Below are 21029 nucleotides of genomic sequence, written 5' to 3'. Positions count from 1 at the left end.
CCGACGTGCGCCATTGACCTTTTCTTACTTGCGAGTAAGTTGACCTCCCAGTCAGAACCGACGGGAGCCGTCATGGGTGTACGCAGGGATCTGAAGAGGGCCAAACGGCGCACCGACCTCGCCGCCCGCACCAGGGTCGAGGTCACCAGGGACGAGGACGGCGTCGTACGGGAGGCCCGCACGCCGGCCCTCGCCCCGCGCCCCGCCTCCGGCAGTACCGCCGACCTCCCCTACACCAACGCGGCCGAGGCCCCCGACGCCGTGGTCCTGCGCCGCAGGGAGGACGGCGGCTGGCGGCCGGTGACCGCGGCGGCCTTCGCCCGGGAGGTCACCGCCGTGGCCAAGGGGCTGATCGCGGCGGGTCTGGAACCGGGCGGCCGGGTCGCCGTGATGTCCCGCACCCGCTACGAGTGGACCGTCCTGGACTTCGCGATCTGGGCGGCGGGCGGGCAGAGCGTCCCCGTCTACCCGACGTCCTCCGCCGACCAGGTGGAGTGGATCGTCCGCGACTCCGGGGCCCGCTTCGTCGTCGCCGAGACCGCCGGGAACGCCGCCACGGTGACGACGGGCACGGCCGGCCACGAACGCCCGCCGCGGATGTGGCAGTTGGCGCGGACGGCGGCCGCCGACGCGGGCGGGGGCGCCCTCGCCGACCTCGCCGCGCTCGGCCGTGACCTCCCCGACGAGGAGGTCACCAAGCGCCGTACGGCCCTCACCCCCGACACGACCGCGACGATCTGCTACACCTCCGGCACCACCGGAAAGCCCAAGGGCTGCGTCCTCACCCACGCCAACCTGCACGCCGAGGCCGCCAACACGGTCGAGCTGCTGCACCCCCTTTTCAAGGAGGTCACGGGCCAGGTCGCCTCGACCCTGCTCTTCCTCCCGCTCGCCCACATCCTCGGCCGCACCCTGCAGATCGCCTGCCTGATGGGCCGCATCGAGATCGGCCACTGCCCGAGCGTCAGGCCCGACGAACTCAGGCCCGCGCTCAAGGAGTTCCGCCCGACCTTCCTCGTGGGCGTCCCGTACCTCTTCGAAAAGATCCACGACACCGGCCGCGCGACCGCGGAGAAGATCGGCCGCGGGGCCTCCTTCGACCGCGCGGACCGCGTCGGCGTCCGCTTCGCGGAGGCCTACCTGAACAAGTTCCTCGGGACGGGCAAGGGGCCCGGACCCGGCCTCTGGGCCGCCTGGGCCCTGTACGACCTGCTGGTCTACCGCCGCGTCCGCAAGGAACTCGGCGGCCGCATGCGCTACGCCATCAGCGGCGGCTCCCCCCTCGACCGCAACCTCAACCTGTTCTTCCACGCCGCCGGGATCATCGTCTACGAGGGCTACGGCCTGACCGAGACCAGCGCCGCGGCCACCATCGTCCCGCCGCTGAGGCCCCGCCCCGGCACCGTCGGCGTCCCGGTCCCCGGCACCGCGGTGCGCATCGCCGAGGACGGGGAGGTGCTGATCAAGGGCGGGGTCGTCTTCCGCGCGTACTGGAACGACCCGGCGGCCACCGACGCGGTGCTCCGGGACGAGTGGTTCGCCACCGGAGACCTCGGCGCCCTCGACGGGGACGGCTATCTCACCATCACCGGCCGCAAGAAGGACATCCTCGTCACCTCGGGCGGCAAGAACGTCTCCCCGGCCGTCCTGGAGGACCGCCTGCGCAGCCGCCCGCCGATCGGCCAGTGCGTCGTCGTGGGCGACAACCGCCCCTTCGTCGCCGCCGTCATCGCCCTCGAACCGGAGGCCGTCGAGCACTGGCTGACGGTCCGTAAGCTGCCGGCGGACACCCCCATGTCCGAGGTGGTGCGCGATCCGCGGATGCGCGCCGACGTCCAGAAGGCCGTGGACTACGCCAACGAGGCCGTCTCCCGGGCCGAGTCGATCCGCGCCTTCACCCTGGTCGAGGGTGAATTCACGGAGGACAACGGCCTGCTCACGCCGTCGCTGAAAATCAGGCGGCACGCGGTGACGGCGGCGTACGCGGAGGAGATCGAGGCGCTCTACGCCCGCTGACCTCCCCGTTTCCGTTCACTCATGCGGGTGATCGGGGCCGAGCCGCCCGACCCAAGTGGGGCAATTAAGTGATATATGACTAAGTGTCACTGAACGTAGGATCTGCGGCGAAGGAGGATGAATGATCCCTCGCCGCCGCCGGTCCGCCCTCGTACGGCTGGCACTCATCACCGCCGGAGCGCTCACGCTGGCCTCACTCGCCTGGGGCCCGGCGTCCTCGCCCGACGACGCACGCAACCCCGACCCGCCGCCGCCGGGAATGCCCACCGCGCCGGGCCCCACCCCCGCGCCACCCGAGGCGCCCTTCCCCGCGGGGGCGGACAGCGAACAGCCCGCGTTCGGGGCCTTCCTCGACTCCGAGGCCGTGGGACTGGAGCGGATGCGGGAGTTCAGCGACTGGCTGGGCGGCACCGAACTGCGCGTCGGGCACACGTACCTGCCGGGCGACGTGTGGAGCAACATCGAGGGCGGGAACCACTTCCTCGACAGCTGGGCCCGGTGGCGGCGGGCCAAGGCCGACCGGATGCTCGTGCTCAACGTCCCGCTGATGGAGCACAACGAGGCGCAGGTCTCCGACACGGCCGTCAGACGGCTGCTGCGGCGGGCCGCGGCCGGCGCCTACGACGAGCACTTCCGGGTCCTCGCGCAGCGGCTGGTCGACCTCGGCGCGACGGACACCGTCCTGGTCCTCGGCTGGGAGATGAACGGCACCACGTACACCCACCGCTGCGGCCCCGACCCGGAGCGCTGGAAGGAGTACTGGAGGCGCATCGTCACCGTCATGCGCTCGGTGCCGGGCCAGAAGTTCCGGTTCGACTTCGCCCCCAGCCGCGGCAGGGACGCGATCCCGTGGCCGGAGTGCTACCCCGGTGACGACGTCGTCGACATCGTCGGCATGGACTCCTACGACCAGCCGCACGGCATGTCCTTCGACGAGCAGGTCTCCGAGCCCTACGGCCTGCAGTTCCACGTGGACTTCGCGCGCGCCCACCACAAGCCCTTCTCGTATCCGGAGTGGGGCCTGTTCCGCAACGGCGACGACCGGACGTACATGCTGCGGATGCTGGCCTGGATGGACGAGCACAAGCCGCTGTACAACACGATCACCGACTACTGCCCGCACGGCGTGTGGCAGTGCGCCGCCAATCGCCGGTCCTCCGCCCTGTACCGGGCGGTGCTCTCCAGCGCCCCCCTGCCCAGGCCGACACCGGGGCCGCCGGTCCCGCCCCCGCTCGCGCCGCCCGCCGTGACGCCCCCGGCACCGAGGCCGACACCGGCACCGAGGCCGGCACCGAGGCCGGCTCCCGTGCCGGCGCCGCCGGCCCCGCCCGCCGTGCGGCCCCCGAAGTGAGCGCTACCCGTGCGCCCGGTCGCCGGCCCTGCCCCGCAGGACCTTCTTGGCCGTGCGCCGGGCCGTGGCGTGCGAGACGGAGGCCGCCAGCAGCGGCGCGGTGAGCGGGCCGGCCATCAGCAGGCGCTCGTTGTGGACCGTCCGCGGACACCAGCGGTACTTGTACGGCTCGTCACCGCGCAGCAGGCTCAGGACCCCGCCCTCGCCGGTGGCCGCGACCTCGCTGGCCGCGCGCAGCAGCATCGTCGCCACGTCCACCTTGCTGTCCCGCAGCCGCGGATGGAAGCCGTACAGGTACTCGCCCGTCAGCCCCCCGGACCGCAGGTGGAGGTTGACCGCCACCACCGTGCCCTCCAGGAGGAACTCGGTCACCGCGGCCTGGCCCGAGCGGGCCATCGGGACCACCGAACGGGCCAGGTGCTCCACGAACCGCGGCCGGGTGTGCTCCGGCGTGACCTTCTTGCCCTCCCACTGCAGCCGGTGCAGCTCGATCAGCCGGCGCACCGAGGTCTCCGTCTCGTCGTGGCCCACCACACGCCACTCGACACCGAGCCGGCCCAGCCGGTTCACCTTGTTGCGGATCCGCTGCGCGCGCGCCGTCGGCAGCCGCTTGATCAGCTCGGCCATGGGCAGGGCGGGCAGCTCCAGGCACGTGGAGTCGCGCAGGCGGCAGCGCGGTCCGCGCCAGTGCCGGTAGACCTGCTCCACCGCGCTGCCCGGCCGGACGTCCCGGAAGTCGACCAGCGAGGTGCGGGCCGCGGCGGCCAGGGCGCCCGCCAGCGCCCGGCCGCCCTCCTCGGCCGCCGTCCCGTCGAGCAGCACGTCACGGAAGTCGGAGATGGCGCCGCCGATCGGCACCAGCCTGGGCACCGGGCGCCGCACGCTCATCAGCGGTGCGGCGCCCACCAGCCGGTCACCCCGGCGGACCAGGAACAGCCGCAGCCCCTCGGGTGTGCCGTACGACAGCCACCAGGAGTGCAGCCAGGCGTGGGTCTGGAACGGCGTCGCCGACGGGCAGGAGGCGTGCAGCCCCTCCCACTCCCCGGCCAGCGCGGCGAACGCCGCCTCGTCGGTGCACAGGTCGACCGAGAGCCCGCGGCCGGCCGCGCTCACCCGAGCTTCCCGTGGGCGTCCACGGCGTGGGTCGGGGCGGGCACCGTCGCCTGCGCCGGGCCGTCCTGCGCCGACCGCCGCGGCCGCGCCAGCAGCGCGAGGCCGCCCAGCAGCCCCCCGGCGCTCGCGCCCACCAGCGCGGTCAGCCGCCAGGACGGCGACGACGGCCCGGTGGGCTCCAGGGCCCGGGAGAGCCGTTCGAGACGGATGCCGGTGGCCTTCTCGGTGTGCCCCGCCTGCGTGACGAGGGCGCCCGACACGGCGTTGGCGATGTCGGCGGCCTGCGCCGGGCTCGACCCGGTGGCCGAGACCGAGACCATCGGCGCGTCCGGGGAGGTCGCGACCTGCACGCTCTCGCGCAGCGCGGCGGCCGGCACGCCCGCCGCCACCTGCGCGTCCCCGACCACCGCGAGCTGCGGGGCCACCCGCCCGTAGGCCTGCGCGAAGCCGAGCGCGTCGGCGCAGTCGACGTCCGAGCGGCCGGCCGCCACGGCGACGACGGAACTCGTCGCCGTGTACTGCGGAGGCTTCGCCAGCCCGTAGGCGCCACCGGCCGCGGCACCGAGCAGCACGCCGGCCGGCAGCAGCCACCACGCGGGCAGCCGCCGCACGCCGACGCGCGCACGGCGCGAGAGCCGGCCGGGCTGAACGGGATTGTCGGTCATGAGGAACTCACTTCCAGGATCGAGCCGGACACAGCGGCCGTGTACACATCCATCAACTGCCGGGCGCTGCACGCGATGTCGTAGCGGCGCACGGCCTCCGGGGCGGTTCGCCCGCCGGGGCCCGCCGCCCGCAGCCGCAGCACTTCCCGCGCGCAGGCTTCCGCGCCGCCGGTGACCCGCCGGGCGCCGGGCGCCGCGTCCGGCGGCAGGTCCTCCAGGGCGGGGCAGCTCGCGTACAGCACGGGCAGCCCGGCCGCCAGCGCCTCCACCACGGCCAGCCCGAAGGCCTCCTCCGGCGACGGCGAGACGAGTACGTCCATCGCGCACAGCAGGTCGGCGACGGACGGCGCGTCGTCGCCGGGGTCCGGCAGATACGGCCGTTCACCGGCCGGCACCAGCCGGTCGGCGACCCCCAGCTCCCGGGCGAGGCGCCGCAGTGGCTCCTGCTGCGGGCCACCCCCGACCAGCAGCAGCCGTACGTCACCGGGCAGTCGGGCCAGCGCGCGTACGAGCACGTCGAACCGCTTGCCGGCAGTGAGCCGCCCCACGCCGCCGACGACGTAGGCGTCCTCCGGCAGCCCGTGGAACGCCCGCGCCTCCTTGCGCCGGACCTCGTCGAAGGCGAACCGGGAGGCGTCGATGCCGTTGGGGACGACATGGACGCGCGAGGCGGGCACGCCCCACCGGCGCAGCCGTTCGGCCACCGCCGGGGAGACGGCGACGGTGGCACGGCCCAGGCGCTCACCGGCCAGGTACAGCGCCCGTACGCCCGCGGTCAGCGGCCGGCCCTCCAGCAGGGTGTCGCCGATGGAGTGCTCGGTGGCGACGACGGCCCGGACGCCCGCGAGGCGTGCGGCGATCCGGCCGTAGAGGCAGGCCCGGTACAGGTGGGTGTGGACGATGTCGTAGCCGCCGGCGCGGACCAGCCGGGTGAGCCGGGGCAGCGCCCCGAGGTCGCGGTTGCCGCCCATCCCGAGGTGGGTGACCCGGACACCGTCGGCGGCCAGGCCCGCCGCGACCGGACCGGGGTTGGTCAGGGTCACCACGTCGCACCGCGCGGGCAGGTGCCGCAGCAGCAGCCGCAGCTGCTGTTCCGCACCCCCGACACCGAGGCCGGTGATGACGTGCAGCACCCTCACGCGGCCCGCACCGCGCGGCCGAAGGGCCGGGCCAGTCGCCGCTTCAGCTCCAGCCGGGGCGCGGTGTCGGCCCGTCCGAGGTGGATGCGGGGCAGCGCGAAGTCGCCGCAGCCCGCCGGGCCGGGGGAGATCGAGCAGGCGTAGCGGTAGCCGGCCCGGCGCACCGCGGTGGCGACGCGCTCGTCCAGGTAGCCGTAGGGGTAGCAGAAGCCCTCCACGTCGCGGCCGGTGATCCCGGTGAGCAGCCGGCGGCTGCCGTCCACCTCGGAGCGCAGCACCTCGTCCGTGGTCCGGGTCAGGTCGAGATGGGTCAGGCCGTGCGAGGCGACCTCCATGCCGGTGGCCGCGACCCGGCGGATGCCGTCCGCGTCGAGCAGCGGCTTGCGCGGCCCGCGGGCCTCCCAGCCGTTGACGCCGCCGAGCCGTCCGGGCAGCACGAACACGGTGGCGGTGCAGCCCCAGCGGCGGAGCACGGGCAGCGCCGTGCTCGCGAAGTCGGCGAACCCGTCGTCGAAGGTGAGCCCGACCAGGCCGCGCTCCGCGCCGCGGGCGCGTGCCGCGAGCAGCTCGCGCATGCTCACCCCGCGCAGGCCGCGCCCGGTCATCCAGGCGAGCTGACGGCCGAGGCGTTCGGGGCTCACGGTGACGTTGTAGGGGTCGTCGGGGCAGTCCGAGACGGAGTGGTACATGGCCACCCAGGCGGCCGGCCCGCGCCGTGCGGTCCTTCGCGCGGGCGGTTTCGTGCCGGACTCAGCCGTGGGCGACGCGGTGGAGATGTCAGCGACCATGGCCGACCTTTCGTGTGACGGAGTGACGGAGGTTGTGCCCGACGGACAGCAGCAGGGACCGGGAGCCGGCCGCGTCGAGGAGGAAGGTCAGCACCAGGAAGACGGTGCTCACGCAGATGCAGCAGGCGGTGAGGGCGGCCGCGGGGGAGGCGAACAGCCCGGCCGAGAACAGGCCCGCCGCGGCGGCGCACACCGCCGCCAGCAGCGGACGGGCCAGATCGGCGAGGAACCGGCGCACCCGCACCGGCACACTGCCCGGGCCCAGCCCGTGCAGCAGGAGCAGCGCGGTGACGGTGATCCCGGCCGCGTTGGCCGCGGCGATGCCGCACGCCCCCCAGGGCCCGACCGCCCAGGTGCCGATGGCGACGGTGGCCAGTGCGCCCACGCCCATCGCGCCCAGCGGGAACCAGTTAGTGCGGCCGGCCGCGAAGTACGACCGCACCAGCGCGCCCACCAGCGTCTGCCCCAGCAGGCCGGTCGCGTACACCCGCATCACCGAGGCGGTCGCGGCGGTGTCCCGGGCGGTGAACGCGCCCCGCTGGAACAGCACCTGGATGATCTGCGGCGCGCAGGCCACCACCACCGCGGCACCGAGCAGGACCAGACAGGCCATCAGCAGCAGGTCCCGCTCGACCCGGTCCCGGGCCCGCCGCGTGTCGCCCTCGGCGATCGCCTGCGCCACCACCGGGAAGGTGACGACGCACACCATCAGCGACAGCGACATCGGCAGCTGGGCGACCTTCTGGGCGTAGTTGAGGTGCGAGATGGCCCCTGCGGGCAGCCCGGAGGCGAGATAGCGCTCGATCAGCACCTGCGACTGCCGGCACAGGGCGAACAGCAGGACCGCGCAGACCAGGCCGGGCGCGAGCGGCCGGGACTCCTCCCCGTCGTAGGCGAGGGCCCGCCGTCCGGGCCGGCCCACGACCCGCCGGGCCAGGGACGGCGCCTGCACGGCGACCATGAGGCATCCGCCGAGGGCGACGCCGAGCGCGGCGGACCGCACGCCCCAGTGCGCGCCGAGGACGAACATCGAGGCGATGATCGCGATGTTGTACGCGATGTAGATCGCCCCGGGCGCCAGATACGAGCGGTGGGCCCGCAGCGCCGCGCTGCAGTACCCCGCCAGCCCGAAGCTCAGCACACAGGTCGCGGTCAGCCGGGTGCAGGCGACGGCGAGGGACGTGTCGCGCAGACCGGGCGCGAGCACGGACACCACCAGCGGAGCCCCTGCCACCAGCGCGGCGGCCGTGGCGGCTAGGGCCAGGCACAGCCGCGGCAGCGAGGCGGCGACCAGCGCGCGCACGGGGTCGGGCACGCCCTTCCCGCGCGCCCGCAGCGCCAGCGCCGCGCTGAACGCGGGCACCAGCACGAACGCCAGCCCGTCCTCGATCAGCAGCGTCGCCGCCAGTTCGGGCACGGTCCAGGCCACCAGGAACGCGTCGGTCTCCGCGCCGGCGCCGAAGAGATGCGCGAGCGCCTGGTCCCGGCCGAGGCCGAGGATCGCTCCGGCGATCGACAGCGCGGCGCTGAGCAGGGCCGCCCGGGCGAGGAAGCGGCCCGAGGGCGCGCCCTGCACCGGACGGGCGGCGGCCGGGCCGGGGCCGCCGCCCGCCGGGGGCGGGCCGTGCGTACCGGTGCCCGCCCCCGGCGCACCCGCGGTCCTCGCGGCCTGTGGCCTCACCGGGCGCCCGATTCCGTGCCCGGACCCGCCGCCGGGGCGCCCGCCAGCGACCACCAGGCGACGAAGCCGAAGCAGACGGCCGTCATGGTGGTGGAGGGCCCGCCGATGTCGGCGTAGAGGAAGTTGACGAGCTGCCACAGCAGCAGGCCCGAGGCCGCCAGGCCGCAGTCCCGGGCGCGTCCGGCGCGCCGCAGCCGGCGCAGCGCCAGGACCAGCAGGGCCAGCCAGCTGCCGGCCACGGTGAGCAGCCCCAGCAGGCCCTGCTCGCTCAGCAGCAGCATGTACATGTTGTGCGGGGAGAGCAGCGGCTGGCGCTTGTAGGCCTGGCCGGCGCCCTCGGTGTCGCTGCCCGACGACAGCGCGAGCGAGGCGTGGGCGTCCCGGTAGGCGGGGAAGGCCTTCAGACCCACCCCGGTCACCGGGTGCTCGCGCCACATGTCGGTGGCCGCCGCCCACATGGTGTACCGGTCGACGACCGACTGGTCCGGCGCGTCGGTGACCTGGGTGATGCTGGTCAGCCGCTCCTGGAGGGCCGCGGCGCCCACCCCGAACCCGCCCACGAGCACCACCGCGGCGGCGGCCGCCGCCGTGAGGACCGCCACCGCCCGCCGCGCCCCGGCCAGCAGCAGCTGCGTCCCGCAGGCAGCGGCCGTGGCGATCCAGGCGCCCCGGCTGAAGGACAGCGCGAGCGGCACGAGCAGCGCCAGCGCGCATCCCGCCGCCGCGATCCGCTGCCGCCGTCCGGGCGTGCCGAGCGCGAGAGCGGTCAGCACCACCACCCCGGCGGCGACGACGCTCGCCATCCCCATCACGTCGGACGGCCCGAAGGTGCCCACCGCCCGGATGTCGGCACCCTGGTAGGAGGCTCCGGTCCCGGTGAGGTACTGGTGCACCCCGACCGCCCCCTGCCACAGCGCGAGTGCGGCCAGGGACCACAGCACCAGCCGTGCGTCGCGCCGGTCGCGCACCAGCAGCACGACGGCCAGCGGTACGAGCACGAACACCTGCAGATAGCGGGCCAGGCCCGTGATCCCGTCGCCGGGCGTCACCGCCCCGGTCGCGGCGGCCGCGATGCCCACCACGGGCAGCCCCAGCACCACCGCGGCGGTCCGCGTCAGCGGGCGCCGGGCCTGCCGAACGGTGCGGACGGCGGCCCAGAGCACGGCGAGGCCGCACGCCGCGTCGGCGGGCGAGGCACCGCTGTCCGACGCGGACGGCAGCCCCATCAGGGCGATCACCGCAACGACGGGCAGCACGGGCGCGACCCGGCCGAGCGCCGCCGGCGACGGCAGGAGCGGTACGGAGGCCGCCGAGGGAGAACTCACCCGCGCTCAGCTCCCCGTCGGCCGCACGAACAGCACCGCCGTGCGCACCAGGATGCAGATGTCCTGCCACAGCGACCAGTTGTCGATGTAGGCGTTGTCGAAGCGGCACCGGTCCTCGATGGAGGTGTCGCCGCGCAGCCCGTGGATCTGGGCGAGCCCGGTGATGCCGGTCCGCATCCGGTGCCGCTCCCGGTAACCCGGGTGGGCCTGGCTGAACACGGCGACGAAATAGGGGCGTTCGGGTCTCGGCCCGACCAGGCTCATGTCGCCGCGGCACACGTTCCACAGCTGCGGCAGCTCGTCCAGCGAGGTGCGGCGCAGGAACTGGCAGAAGCGGCTCATCTCCTGCTCGTTCGCCACGCTCCAGCGGGTCGCCGCCTCGTGCGCGCTGGCGGGCCGGTGGGTGCGGAACTTCAGCAGGGTGAACGGCCGCCCGTCCTTGCCGATCCGTTCCTGCCGGAAGACGACGCCGGGTCCGTCCGTCACCCGCAGCACGACCGCGCACACCAGCAGCACCGGGCAGACGAGCAGCAGCAGCGAGCCCGACAGCACCAGGTCCAGCACCCGCTTGCCCAGGCCGCCGGGCCCGCCGCCCGCCGGCCGCAGCAGCCGGCGCGAGAAGCCCGCGAGCTGCCCGGCACTCTCCGGCCGCCCGCCGAAGCCGTACGACGGCGAATCCGCGTCCAGCTCCCACAGCACGCAGCCGCGGGCGGCCAGCTCCCGCAGCAGGGCCGCCCTCTCCACCCGGGTGGCGGCCCCCACGACCAGCACCGTCCGCACGCCGTTCTGGATGACCGCGCGGTGCGTCTCCTGGTCCGTGGTGAGCACCGGCAGCTCGGGGCCCTCGCCCGGCTCGGCGAGGACGTCCAGCGAGTCCGTGACCAGGCCCACCGGCTGCACGCCGCAGTCCGGCCGGCGCAGCAGCGCCGCCGCGACCGGCCGGGCCGCGGCGACCGGTCCGACGACCAGGGCCGGCTCGGGGCGGCGCCGCGCGGCCCGGCGCCGGTGCGCCGCGCGGCCCGCGCAGGCCGCCGCACCGTGCACGGCGAACGCGCCGGCCAGCACCGAAAGCGGCAGCGGCCGCAGCGGGGAGAGCGCGGCCACCGCCGTCCAGCCGACGGCGATCGGCCCGCAGAGGGCGGGCAGTTCGTCGAGCACGCCGCGCGCGAGGGCGGGGTCGTACAGGCGGGCGCGCCGGTTCAGCGTCAGCACGCCGCACGCCAGCAGAACGATGACCGACGGGTACGCCGGCGCCCCGGGCACGACGAGGGCCCCCAGCAGCGCGGCGGCGCAGTCGATGAGGGGCAGGGCCGCCCGGGAGGGGCGCCGCGGACGTCGGCCCCCGCGTCCGGCGGGCAGCCGGCGTCCGGCCACGGGGCCGCGCTGAGCGAGGACGGGGACAGCGCGCGTCGCCTCCCGCGGCTGCTGCCCCGCGGGAGGGGGAACGGTACTTTCCGCAGTCATCAGGTGATGCACTTCCTGCTCTAGTTGGATACGACGACCGGCGCGACGACGACGCCGAGCAAGGCGCGGTACACGTCGATCACGGCGTCCGTCGCGTGTCGTAGATCGTGGGAGGCGAGCACGTGCCGGCGGCCCGCCCCGCCCAGCGCCGCACGCAGCGGCTCGTCCCGCAGCAGCGCCGTCAGCGCCCGTGCCAGCGCGCCGGGGTCCTCCGGCGGCACCAGACAGTGCGGCACGAAGTCCGGCGGAAGGCTCTCGCGCGCTCCGCCGACGTCCGTGACGACGGCCGGCCGGGCGCACGCCATGGCCTCCAGCGGGGCGAGGGCCATGCCCTCCCAGCGGGACGGCAGCACCACGACGTCGGCGGCGCGGTACCAGGGGGCGGCGTCGGCCGCGGCACCGGCGAACGTCACCGAGCCGGGCGCCGCGGCGCGCAGCCGGTCCGCGTCGGGACCGTCGCCGACCAGCGCCAACCGCGCGCCGGGCAGCCGCCGTACCACCTCGGGCCAGGCCCGCAGAAGCACGTCCTGCCCCTTCTGACGGCACAGCCGGCCCACGCACACGACGAGCGGCCCCGCCGCGGACCCGGCACGGTCCCCCTCCGGGCGGAAGCCGAGCGTGTCGACCCCGTTGGGGATTACCTCCCAGGCCGCGGCGATTCCGCGCCGCTGCCCGGTGCGCCGCTCCGCCTCGCTCACGCACAGCACGCGCGCCGCCCACCGCGCCGCCCACCGCTCCCAGCCCAGCGCCAGGCGCGCCAGGACACCGTCAGCGGCCTCGAACGACCAGGCGTGCGGCTGGAAGACGGTGGGGACACGGCCGCGCACGGCCAGCCGGGCCGCGAGCCCCGCCTTGGCGCTGTGCGCGTGCACCAGGTGCGGCCGCACCGTGCGCAGGATGCGCGCCAACCGCCACACCTCACCGGGAAGCCGGTGCCCCGGGGAGCGGGTCGCGTCCCAGCGCAGCACCGTGCAGCCCCGCGCGCGCAGCGCGTCCGACAGCGTGCCGCCCGGGGGACAGGCGACGGTCACCCGCAGCCCCGCGGCGAGCTGCGCCGCAACCAGGTCCGTCACGACCCGTGCGACTCCGGCCTCGACGGGCTGGGCGACATGCAGGACGTGAGGGAGGCGTGGGGAATTACTCATGAGCGACGCTGCCCTTCCGAACAAAAGAGTCCGAGCCGGGGGCCAAGACGTGCGGCTCGTGTTCTCGATATAAAATCCCGCACCCGTTCGAGAGCGTGCGTTCCGTTGTTCAACCGGCATCGCTGAAATCACGAGGTGAGCCACTCTAGCCGCTCAACCTTATTTATCCGCGAACCCGTCAACTGTGTCGGAATGGTGGCGTTTCCATGGGCTATTTGTCACCTTCGGCCACCCGTTTGGAGCAGTCGCCGCCGCAGGTCCGTTCGTATGAGTTGCTCGAACTGCAGGCGACAGGGTTTCCAGGACGCCCGCCCCTCGTTAGGCGGAGGGAAGCAAGGCTTACAAAAGAAAGGCACACGATGAAGACTCTGAAGGCTGCCGCCGTCGTCGCAGGCTCCCTGGCCGTGGCCGGCGTCGCCGTGCCGGCCGTCGCGCTGGACATGCCGGCGCAGGGCCTGGTGGACAGCGGAAAGACCGTCGCGAGCGGCGTCCCCACGGCAGCCAAGGTGTCGACGAACTACGTGGGCAAGGACGTCGAGCAGGTGGCGCAGAACGTGAAGGACGGCGTGAAGAGCAGCGTGAAGGGCGCCGGGGTGAAGACCCCGGTGGTCGGCGGCGCCCTGCCGCAGTCCGCTCTGCCGGGTTCCGTCGACGGGCAGCTGCTCGGCGGCCTTCCGCTCGGCAAGTAGCGGACGGGGCGGCACCCCCCCGCCCACAGGTTCGACGATCGGGGCCGGCTCCATTCCGGGAGCCGGCCCTTCGGCATTTTCCGCGGGGCGCGATTTCCGTGCGCTGGGCCGAACGACGGACAAGCAGTGACCCCCGGCGGCGTGGCGCCGTTGGTCCCATTGGAACAGCCCGGCGTGGACCGCATCGCGGAGCGCCGGCGGGAATGTCGTGGCGAACGGGCGCCTTTCCTCCTTGTTGGCCGCCCAGGCCGAGCGACACACCCGCCGGACTTCGCCGGCCGCCTCCCGACCGCGGGGCCTGTCGGCGTCACGAAACAGCAGACGCGGACAGGCCCCGCGGTCTTTCCGCGCGCACGGTTTCGCGGCAGGGGAAAAAGCCGATGGCGGCCCGCCGGAGGTTTCCGGCGGGCCGCCATCGGGCGAGACGCAGATCAGAGAAGCAGGCCGCCCGCGTACGGGGCGTTCTGCGACTGGTCGACCTTGGCGGTGTTGCACGCGGCGTAGTGCGAGTTCGGGGCGAGGATGACACCCAGAACGGCACCGTTGGACCACGGAGCGATGCAGCGGCCGTCGACGACCGTGCCGTTGACGACGGCAACGCCCTGCTGGGGGGCGTTCACGACGACCGGCGACGACGAGAAGCCGTTGCCACCGGTGACGTCGGTGTTGTTGTCACTGGCCGCGGCAGCACCACCGGTCGCGAGGACGATGCCGGCGGCGAGGGCGGAAATGGCCGTAACCTTGTTACGCATAAGATGCGCCTTTCGGTGGGCAGTTGGGGATTTCCGTGTTCCGAATGGCTCGGAACAGGTCAGAGGAGCAGACCGCCCCTGTAGGCGGCGTTCTGCGACTGGTCGATGTCCGCCGTGTTGCAGGCGGCGTAGTGCGAGTTCGTGGCGAGGACGCCGCCGAGGACGGCTCCGTTGGACCACGGCGCTACGCAACGCAGGTCGGCAACCGTGCCGTTGACGACGGCGACACCCTGCTGGGGGGCGTTCACGACGACCGGGGACGACGAGAAGCCGCCACCACCCTTGACGGTGGTGCAGTTGTCGGCCGCGGCGGTGCCTGCCGCGGCGAGGACGACGCCCGCGGCGAGGGCGGAAATGGCCGTAACCTTGTTACGCATGAGTTGCGCCTTTCAGGGCTGAATGTGGGTGTTGCACCTGATCCGATGTGCTCGGACAGGGGTCAGAGGAGCAGGCCACCCACGTACGGGGCGTTCTGCGACTGGTCGATGTCCGCCGTGTTGCACGCGGCGTAGTGCGAGTTCGGGGCGAGAACGCCCGCGAGAACCGCTCCGTTGGACCACGGCGCGATGCAACGGCCGTCGACGACCGTGCCGTTGACGACGATGACACCCTGCTGCGGGGCGTTCACGACGACCGGGGACGACGAGAAACCGCCACCACCCTTCAATTCGGTGTTGTTGTCGTGGGCCGAGGCAACGCCGACGCTGCTGACCACAGCGCCGAGGGTGAGGGCAGTGATGACCGCGAACTTCCTGGGCAACTCAGTTCCTTCCTCAATTCACGGTTGCGCACGCTTGCATACCAGGAAACCTTGATATGCGCGCATAAGTCACGGGAAGAGCGGCTAAACAGGTCTGATTCCATCGGATGGCGCAATGACCGGGGGTCCGGCGGTGTCAACGGGGAATGAAGGGGGAATCCCTTGTGGCCCATATGAACGACAATCCGAAAGGCGGGCGCGGCGGCCGCACGGAAAAACGCCGTGGCGCTCGGGGCCGGCACGGGCCGCGCGGCGGCCGTACGGAACGGGGGCCCACGCGTCTCCGGCCCACCGGAAGGGAGAGGGCCGGTGGGCCGGAGGGGGATGCTGCGGTGGGGCCCGGCGGTTTCCTCCCGCCGGGTCCGGGGCGCGGTGTCGGTCCTGGGCCACGGCCGTGAAGGCGTCGTGAAGCCGTGAGGGCTTTCGCCGGTGTTCGCCGACTCCTACGGTTCGAGTCTCACTTGCCGAGCAGGTTGCCGAGGCCCGCGGCCGTCGGCGCCTGCAGCGGGTGGACCTGGACGGAGCCCCGGCCGGCCGGGTTGTGCACCGGGATGGTGGGCTTCTCGGCGGCGTTCGGGTCCATGCCGTCCAGGTAGACGCCGGAGGCGCCGCCCGACGGCTTCTCGTCGAAGGCGCTGCCGTTGGTGATCTTGCCGTCGCGGGCGATGCGCGTGACGACGTCGGCGGCCGGAACGACCGCCGGGGTGACCTTGGTCGGCGACATGACACCGAGCAGACCGGCCGAGGGGGCGGGCGCGGTGGCGGCCGAGGCCGCGGCGGCGGAGCCACCCACGAGGCCCGCGCCGATGGCCAATGCAGCAGTGGTGAAAACTGCCTTCTTCATGATTCACCTCGGTTGAAAGTTACCTCTGATCCGACGGCTGGAGAACATAGCAGCCGACGCACTCCGCAAATCGACGCGTTACTCCATACGCATGAAATCGGCGGGGGAACGGCGTGTGCCCGCGCGCTTTACCGAAGGATTCACATGGTCGGTGAATCGATTGATCGTATGGTGCGCAGGATGCCGGCCACACGGGTAGTCCGGGGAGGGAATTCCAGCAGGGTCTCCGGTACTTCGGCCGGGGCGGCCGCCGAACGGCCCTACCCTCGCCGCCATGACCGCCGAGAGCAGCAATCACACGCCGACCGCGTCCTGTGCCGGGGCCGCCGAGTCCGCCGGATCGGCCCTCGGGAAGTCGCTCGTCTGGTCGGAGGAGTTCGACATCCCGATCGCCTGGGGCACGCGGTGGGTCGGCGACAGGACCAGCGCCTATCGTCACGTCAACCACAACCCGGACGACAACAAGCTCGACTGGCTCGACCCGGGCTGCGTGACCGTGTCGGGCAGTGTGGCCACCTTCACCGCCGTCCCGGCGCATCACATCCTGGAGAACGGCCGGCACGCCTGGCGCACCGGCCTGCTCACCACCGAGTACTCCGACGAGGGCTTCCAGGTGCGTACCGGCGACTACGCCGAGGTCCGCGTCAAGCTGCCGTGCCGGGCGGGTGCCTGGCCGGCGCTGTGGACCTGGAAGGACGGCGGCAACGAGGTCGACACCTTCGAGTACCACCCGGACAACCCGCACCTGCTGGAGCTGTCCAACCACGTCAACGACGCCTGCACCTATCACACCGACGCCGGCACGATCGTCCCGGACGGGTGGGTGACCGTCGGGACTCACTACGGCGAGCGTTCCGTGGACTGGTACGTGGACGCCGAGCCGGTGTTCCGCGACGGGACCGGCGTGGGCGAGCGCTGGTCGGCGTACGTGATGCTCAACCTCTCGCTGTGCGCGGGCGCCTACCACCCGGCTCCCTCCGGCACCGAGCCGGTCACCTTCGCCGTGGACCACCTGCGCGTGTACCGCTGAGGGGCCGCCGGGCGGCCGTTCCCCCAACGGGTGTCAGCGGTTGCGGGCCGTGAGGGGCGATCTCACCGTGGGCTCAGGATCCGACGCATTTCGAAAGGAACACCCATGCGTGGTCTGTCCGCATGGCGTATCGCGGCCCCCGCCCTCTGCGCCACCCTTCTGGTCGGCATCGCCGGCCCGGCCGCCGTCGCGGCCGGCACGGCCCGGGAAAGCACCCCCGCCGCGTCCCGGGGGGCGCCCGTCCCCGGCGCGGACGCGCTGCTGGCCCAGGTCAAGAGCCTCGGCGATCTGGGCAGTGTGCTCACTCCCGTCACCGCCCTGCTCAACGCGGTACTGAAGGCCGACAACGGCCGGCTCCCCGCCGACGAGGCGCAGAAGCTCGTCGCCGCCGTGGACGACGCCATCGCCAAGGTCACCGCGCAGGCCGCGACCTTGCCCGCCGCCGCCACCGCGCCGGTCGCACCGCCCGGTTCCGCGCCGGCCCCGCCGGTGAAGCCGCCCTCCGTGCCGGAGCCGTCTTCGGTGTCGAGGCAGGGCGCGCACGGCACGGTGACGCCTGCGCCCAAGGACCTCAAGGCCGACGCGCTCGCCGGGCTGCGGAAGGCTCTCGACACCCTGCTGGCGGCCGTGACCTCGGGCGATGCGGGCAAGGTCGCCCCGGCGGTCACCGGCGTACTGACCGCGGCGGTCAACTTCCTCGCTGCGACGCTGCTGGACAGCGGCCTGCCCGCGCCGAACCTGCCGGGCCTGCCCGCCCTGCCGTCGCTGCCGTCCCTGCCGACGGGGTGAGGCTCCGGATGCGGTCTCGGTGATCCGGTGGTGAACTGGGGCCCAGTGAAGTGGAACCGTGCACTCCGCCGCCGGGCCGTCCTCGTGACGGTCCGGCGGCGGAGGTTCTTCACGGCCGCGATGGCGCGGGGATCTCATATGTCTTCCCGGAGCGGGGTTTCCGGCCCGGAGGGCACTCGTTGAGTGTGGCGTCTGCTTTTTCCGAGGCGGTGCCGGGCGCCGCGAAAGGAACACGATGACGTTTCTGAAAGAAGATGCGCGGTGACCTCCACTCCCAGCGAGACGCGTCCCTTCGAGCTCGCCCAGCTCGGCACGCTCGTCCTGTTGCCCTGGAGCGGCGCGGCCGCCGACGGTGCCGACATGCCGTATCTGCTGATCTACTCCCTCGGGGACGCCGAGGGCGGTCCGGAGACGACGGCCGCCGCGATCGAGGCGCTGCTGGCGAGCAACGGGCTGACGGCCGGCGGAGAGCTCGTCGACGGCACCGCCGCCGAGCCGGCCCTCTCCATCACCCTCCACGTCGAGGCCGGGGAGGCCGTCGTCGACCTGCCGCAGCTGGGCGCGCGGTGCGCCGCCCCGCCGGCCTGGCTGACGGCGATCGCCGAACGCGGTTACGCCTACCTCGTGTTCACCACCCGGCCCTGGCCGGAGGGCAGGCCGGGCCGGCCGATCGAGGAGGAGACACTGGCCTCCTTCGTCAGCGCCGAGCAGACCCTGCGGGCCGCCGCACACGTCGTCCTGCCGGCACAGGGCCCGCGCGCCTGACACGGCGGGGCCGCCGGCCACCGGGGCCGCGGCGCCCGGGTGCCGCCCGTGCCGTACATCGGCGTCGTGGGCCTGCTGGTCCCGGCGCGCCGGTGGGACATCCGGACGAGCTGACTCCTCAGGGGTGCCAGGACAGGGCCGTATGGCCGTACCGGTGGTGACGGTGCGGCCCGTCCTGTGGTTTACCGCTGCGGACATCAGGATCTGTCCGAAGGAGTGAGCCATGACGGTCGGTGCTGACGACGGTGCGGTGACGGGCGCCGAACCGGGGACCGGGACCCGGGCGGACGACGGGCCGCGGCGGCGGACCCGGCGGGTGACAAGGCGTCGGCTGCTCGCCTCCGCCGCGGCCCTCGCGCTCGGCCCGCTCGTCGGCGCCTCGCGCGCCCCGCGGGCCCTGACCGGCTCCGAGGGCTCCCGGGACGGGCCGGAGCGGGCCTTCGACGAGGTCTACCGCGGCCGTCACATCAAGGGCACGCCGCCGGCCGCCGGTGTGTGCGGGGCCGCGGGGCGCGGGTGGCTGGTCACCGTCGACGGCCACCCCCTGCACCTGATGCGGCGTGCCGACGGCACATGGCTGACCATGGTCGACCACTACAGCTCGTACCGGACCTCGCTGGCGGCGACCCGGGCGGCCGTCGACGAACTCGGTCCCGGGCAGCGGCTGCGCGACCCGGCGCCGGGCCCGCTCGGCGAGAGCGGCGCGCACACGGGGGGACACCATGGCGTACGTGCGTAAGAACGCCGGCAAGCTGACGCGCGAGGAGCGGCGGCGGTTCGTCAACGCGCTGCTCGAGATCAAACGGCGGGGCGTGTACGACGAGTTCGTACGGCTGCATCTGGCGTACTACACCGCGGACGGCGAGGAGGGTCTGCGCGCGGCGCACATGGGGCCCTCCTTCCTGCCCTGGCACCGCCGCTTCCTGCTGGACCTGGAGGCGGCCCTGCAGCGGGTCGACCCGTCGGTGACGGTGCCGTACTGGGACTGGACGCGGGACCGCACGACGACGTCCACGCCCTGGACCGACGACCTTCTCGGCGGCAACGGGCGCAGCCCCGACCGCCAGGTCGTCAGCGGGCCGTTCGCCCACGCGCAGGGCCACTGGCCGATCCGGGTGGGCGTCACCGACGGCGTGTTCCTCACCCGGGACCTCGGGCGCGCCCGGGACCCCATCACGCTGCCGACGAAGAAGGACCTGGACGCGGCGCTCGCCGACAAGGTCTACGACACCTCTCCCTGGGACTCCACCTGCACCACGGGGTTCCGCAACAAGCTGGAGGGGTGGGGGACCGGCAAGGACCACGTCCCCTGGCGCAACCACAACCGCGTGCACCGCTGGGTCGGCGGCGCCATGCTCGGCGGTGCCTCCGTCAACGACCCCGCGTTCTGGCTGCACCACGCCTTCGTCGACCTGCAGTGGACCCGCTGGCAGCGGCGGCACAAGAAGAGCGCGCGCTATCTGCCGGCCGCCGCGCCCGGGCCCGGCGACGAGCAGCGCGGGCGGGTCGTCGCCCGGGACGAGCGCATGCCGCCGTGGGGCGTGACGCCGCGCCAGCTGGAGGACGTGAGCGGGATCTACCGGTACGCCTGACCGGCCGGGCCCGGTTCAGCCCAGGCGCCGTACCGGGGATCCGTCCAGGAACGCCCGGATGTCGTCCACCGCCTCCCGGTAGTACGTCTCGTAGTTCGCCCGCGACACGTAGCCGAGGTGCGGTGTGGCGAGCAGGCGGGGCGCCGTGCGCATCGGGTGGCCGGCGGGGAGCGGTTCGACGTCGAAGACGTCGACGCCCGCACCGGCGATGCGGCCCCCGTGCAGGACGTCGAGCAGGGCGTCCTGGTCGACGATCGCGGCGCGGGAGGTGTTGACCAGGTACGCCGTGGGCTTGAGGAGGGCGAGTTCGGCGGGGCCGAGCAGGCCGCGGGTGCGGTCGCTCAGGGCGAGGTGGACGGAGACGTAGTCGCTGTCCGACAGCAGCTCCTCCTTGGAGGCGGCGAGGTGGACGCCCACCTCGTCGGCGTACTCCTTGGTGAGGTTCTGGCTCCAGGCGCTGACGTGCATGCCGAAGGCGAGGCCCACGTGGGCGACCCGGCTGCCGATCCTGCCGAGGCCGAGCAGACCGAGCCGGCGGCCGTGCAGGTCGGCGCCCACCGTCTGCTGCCAGGGCCCGCCGGAGCGCAGCGAACCGGTCTCCTGGACGATGCCGCGGGCCAGGCCCAGCAGCAGGGCCCAGGTCAGTTCGACGGGCGGCGTCGAGGTGCTCGCGGTGCCGCACACGGTGACACCGTGTGCCTCGGCGGCGGCGTAGTCGATGACGCTGTTGCGCATCCCGGAGGCGACGAGGAGCTTCAGCCGGGGCAGACGGGCGAACAGGGAGGCCGGGAAGGGCACCCGCTCGCGCAGGGTGACGACGATGTCGAAGCCGGCCAGCGCCGCGGCCAGTTCGTCCTCGCCGGCGACGTGTTCGGGGAAGGCGACGGTCTCCACCCGGTCGGCCACGGGCGACCAGTCGGCGATCTCGGTCGCGACCTGCTGGTAGTCGTCGAGCACAGCGCAGCGCAGCCGCACGGCGTATCCCTTCGTCGGTGTCCCGGTGCACGTCATTGATAGCGCCGCGGGCGGCCGGTGGCCCAGTCGGCGCCCTCGGAGAGGGCGACCGCCCGTCGCCGGCGGGCGCCCGCGCGTCACCCGGCGAGGCCACGGGCCCCGGCCCG

At 73.8% G+C, this 21029-nt stretch carries 21 protein-coding genes; 8 read left to right on the top strand and 13 right to left on the bottom strand.

Annotation, left to right across the window (positions count from 1 at the left end):
* Positions 1 to 72: 72 nt before the first annotated feature.
* Positions 73 to 2016: an AMP-dependent synthetase/ligase gene (locus ACJ9NR_RS14420; RefSeq protein ID WP_412487960.1), complete on the top strand. Its 1944-nt coding sequence runs from the start codon at positions 73 to 75 to the stop codon at positions 2014 to 2016.
* Positions 2017 to 2137: 121 nt separating this feature from the next.
* The gene (locus ACJ9NR_RS14415; RefSeq protein ID WP_412487959.1) at positions 2138 to 3367 is read left to right on the top strand and encodes a glycoside hydrolase family 26 protein; all 1230 of its coding nucleotides are present in this window, start codon (positions 2138 to 2140) and stop codon (positions 3365 to 3367) included.
* A gap of 3 nt (positions 3368 to 3370) precedes the next feature.
* Here the strand turns inward: ACJ9NR_RS14415 and ACJ9NR_RS14410 are convergent, their stop codons facing one another.
* The 8 genes from ACJ9NR_RS14410 to ACJ9NR_RS14375 are packed head-to-tail and all read right to left on the bottom strand — an operon-like array spanning position 3371 to position 12687.
* Complete coding sequence (locus tag ACJ9NR_RS14410; RefSeq protein WP_412487958.1) at positions 3371 to 4480, bottom strand: GNAT family N-acetyltransferase; 1110 nt, start codon at positions 4478 to 4480, stop codon at positions 3371 to 3373.
* A complete protein-coding gene (locus ACJ9NR_RS14405) occupies positions 4477 to 5145 on the bottom strand; it encodes a YveK family protein (RefSeq protein WP_412487957.1) in 669 nt (222 codons plus the stop codon). The genes ACJ9NR_RS14410 and ACJ9NR_RS14405 overlap by 4 nt, the downstream gene beginning before the upstream one ends.
* Positions 5142 to 6284: a glycosyltransferase gene (locus ACJ9NR_RS14400; protein WP_412487956.1), complete on the bottom strand. Its 1143-nt coding sequence runs from the start codon at positions 6282 to 6284 to the stop codon at positions 5142 to 5144. Before ACJ9NR_RS14400 ends, ACJ9NR_RS14405 begins: the two co-directional genes overlap by 4 nt.
* On the bottom strand, positions 6281 to 7072 hold the full coding sequence (locus ACJ9NR_RS14395; protein ID WP_412487955.1) for a polysaccharide deacetylase family protein: 792 nt from the start codon (positions 7070 to 7072) through the stop codon (positions 6281 to 6283). Before ACJ9NR_RS14395 ends, ACJ9NR_RS14400 begins: the two co-directional genes overlap by 4 nt.
* On the bottom strand, positions 7062 to 8753 hold the full coding sequence (locus ACJ9NR_RS14390; protein WP_412487954.1) for a lipid II flippase MurJ: 1692 nt from the start codon (positions 8751 to 8753) through the stop codon (positions 7062 to 7064). Before ACJ9NR_RS14390 ends, ACJ9NR_RS14395 begins: the two co-directional genes overlap by 11 nt.
* Positions 8750 to 10078 carry an O-antigen ligase family protein gene (locus ACJ9NR_RS14385; protein WP_412487953.1) on the bottom strand — a complete coding sequence of 443 codons (1329 nt, stop codon included), beginning with the start codon at positions 10076 to 10078 and terminating at the stop codon, positions 8750 to 8752. The genes ACJ9NR_RS14390 and ACJ9NR_RS14385 overlap by 4 nt, the downstream gene beginning before the upstream one ends.
* A gap of 6 nt (positions 10079 to 10084) precedes the next feature.
* Positions 10085 to 11542: an exopolysaccharide biosynthesis polyprenyl glycosylphosphotransferase gene (locus ACJ9NR_RS14380; protein ID WP_412487952.1), complete on the bottom strand. Its 1458-nt coding sequence runs from the start codon at positions 11540 to 11542 to the stop codon at positions 10085 to 10087.
* A 20-nt stretch (positions 11543 to 11562) separates the two neighbouring features.
* Complete coding sequence (locus ACJ9NR_RS14375) at positions 11563 to 12687, bottom strand: glycosyltransferase (RefSeq protein ID WP_412487951.1); 1125 nt, start codon at positions 12685 to 12687, stop codon at positions 11563 to 11565.
* Positions 12688 to 13046: 359 nt separating this feature from the next.
* Between ACJ9NR_RS14375 and ACJ9NR_RS14370 the strand changes: the two genes are divergently transcribed.
* Positions 13047 to 13376: a hypothetical protein gene (locus ACJ9NR_RS14370; protein ID WP_412487950.1), complete on the top strand. Its 330-nt coding sequence runs from the start codon at positions 13047 to 13049 to the stop codon at positions 13374 to 13376.
* Between the two features lie 431 nt (positions 13377 to 13807).
* Here ACJ9NR_RS14370 and ACJ9NR_RS14365 read toward each other — a convergent pair whose 3' ends face one another.
* From ACJ9NR_RS14365 to ACJ9NR_RS14350, 4 genes are all read right to left on the bottom strand, one after another.
* Positions 13808 to 14128 (bottom strand): hypothetical protein, encoded by a 321-nt coding sequence (locus tag ACJ9NR_RS14365; RefSeq protein ID WP_412487949.1) that lies wholly within the window; start codon positions 14126 to 14128, stop codon positions 13808 to 13810.
* Between the two features lie 59 nt (positions 14129 to 14187).
* Entirely contained in the window at positions 14188 to 14505 is a 318-nt protein-coding gene (locus ACJ9NR_RS14360; RefSeq protein WP_412487948.1) for a hypothetical protein, read from the bottom strand.
* Between the two features lie 62 nt (positions 14506 to 14567).
* A complete protein-coding gene (locus ACJ9NR_RS14355) occupies positions 14568 to 14888 on the bottom strand; it encodes a hypothetical protein (protein ID WP_412487947.1) in 321 nt (106 codons plus the stop codon).
* Positions 14889 to 15345: 457 nt separating this feature from the next.
* Positions 15346 to 15732: a hypothetical protein gene (locus ACJ9NR_RS14350; protein WP_412487946.1), complete on the bottom strand. Its 387-nt coding sequence runs from the start codon at positions 15730 to 15732 to the stop codon at positions 15346 to 15348.
* Between the two features lie 274 nt (positions 15733 to 16006).
* Between ACJ9NR_RS14350 and ACJ9NR_RS14345 the strand changes: the two genes are divergently transcribed.
* From ACJ9NR_RS14345 to ACJ9NR_RS14325, 5 genes are all read left to right on the top strand, one after another.
* The gene (locus tag ACJ9NR_RS14345; protein WP_412487945.1) at positions 16007 to 16762 is read left to right on the top strand and encodes a glycoside hydrolase family 16 protein; all 756 of its coding nucleotides are present in this window, start codon (positions 16007 to 16009) and stop codon (positions 16760 to 16762) included.
* 105 nt (positions 16763 to 16867) lie between these two features.
* Positions 16868 to 17551 carry a hypothetical protein gene (locus ACJ9NR_RS14340; RefSeq protein WP_412487944.1) on the top strand — a complete coding sequence of 228 codons (684 nt, stop codon included), beginning with the start codon at positions 16868 to 16870 and terminating at the stop codon, positions 17549 to 17551.
* A gap of 261 nt (positions 17552 to 17812) precedes the next feature.
* On the top strand, positions 17813 to 18316 hold the full coding sequence (locus ACJ9NR_RS14335) for a DUF5949 family protein (protein ID WP_412487943.1): 504 nt from the start codon (positions 17813 to 17815) through the stop codon (positions 18314 to 18316).
* Positions 18317 to 18539: 223 nt separating this feature from the next.
* A complete protein-coding gene (locus ACJ9NR_RS14330) occupies positions 18540 to 19055 on the top strand; it encodes a tyrosinase family oxidase copper chaperone (RefSeq protein WP_412487942.1) in 516 nt (171 codons plus the stop codon).
* Entirely contained in the window at positions 19039 to 19908 is an 870-nt protein-coding gene (locus ACJ9NR_RS14325) for a tyrosinase family protein (protein ID WP_412487941.1), read from the top strand. Before ACJ9NR_RS14330 ends, ACJ9NR_RS14325 begins: the two co-directional genes overlap by 17 nt.
* A gap of 15 nt (positions 19909 to 19923) precedes the next feature.
* Here ACJ9NR_RS14325 and ACJ9NR_RS14320 read toward each other — a convergent pair whose 3' ends face one another.
* Complete coding sequence (locus ACJ9NR_RS14320; protein WP_412487940.1) at positions 19924 to 20883, bottom strand: D-2-hydroxyacid dehydrogenase family protein; 960 nt, start codon at positions 20881 to 20883, stop codon at positions 19924 to 19926.
* Between the last annotated feature and the right edge of the window lie 146 nt (positions 20884 to 21029).

The organism is Streptomyces sediminimaris (assembly GCF_047049295.1).
Taxonomy (GTDB): domain Bacteria; phylum Actinomycetota; class Actinomycetes; order Streptomycetales; family Streptomycetaceae; genus Streptomyces; species Streptomyces sediminimaris.
The sequence above is the reverse complement of the archived record's forward strand: the minus strand, read 5'-3'. Positions and strand labels throughout refer to the sequence as shown.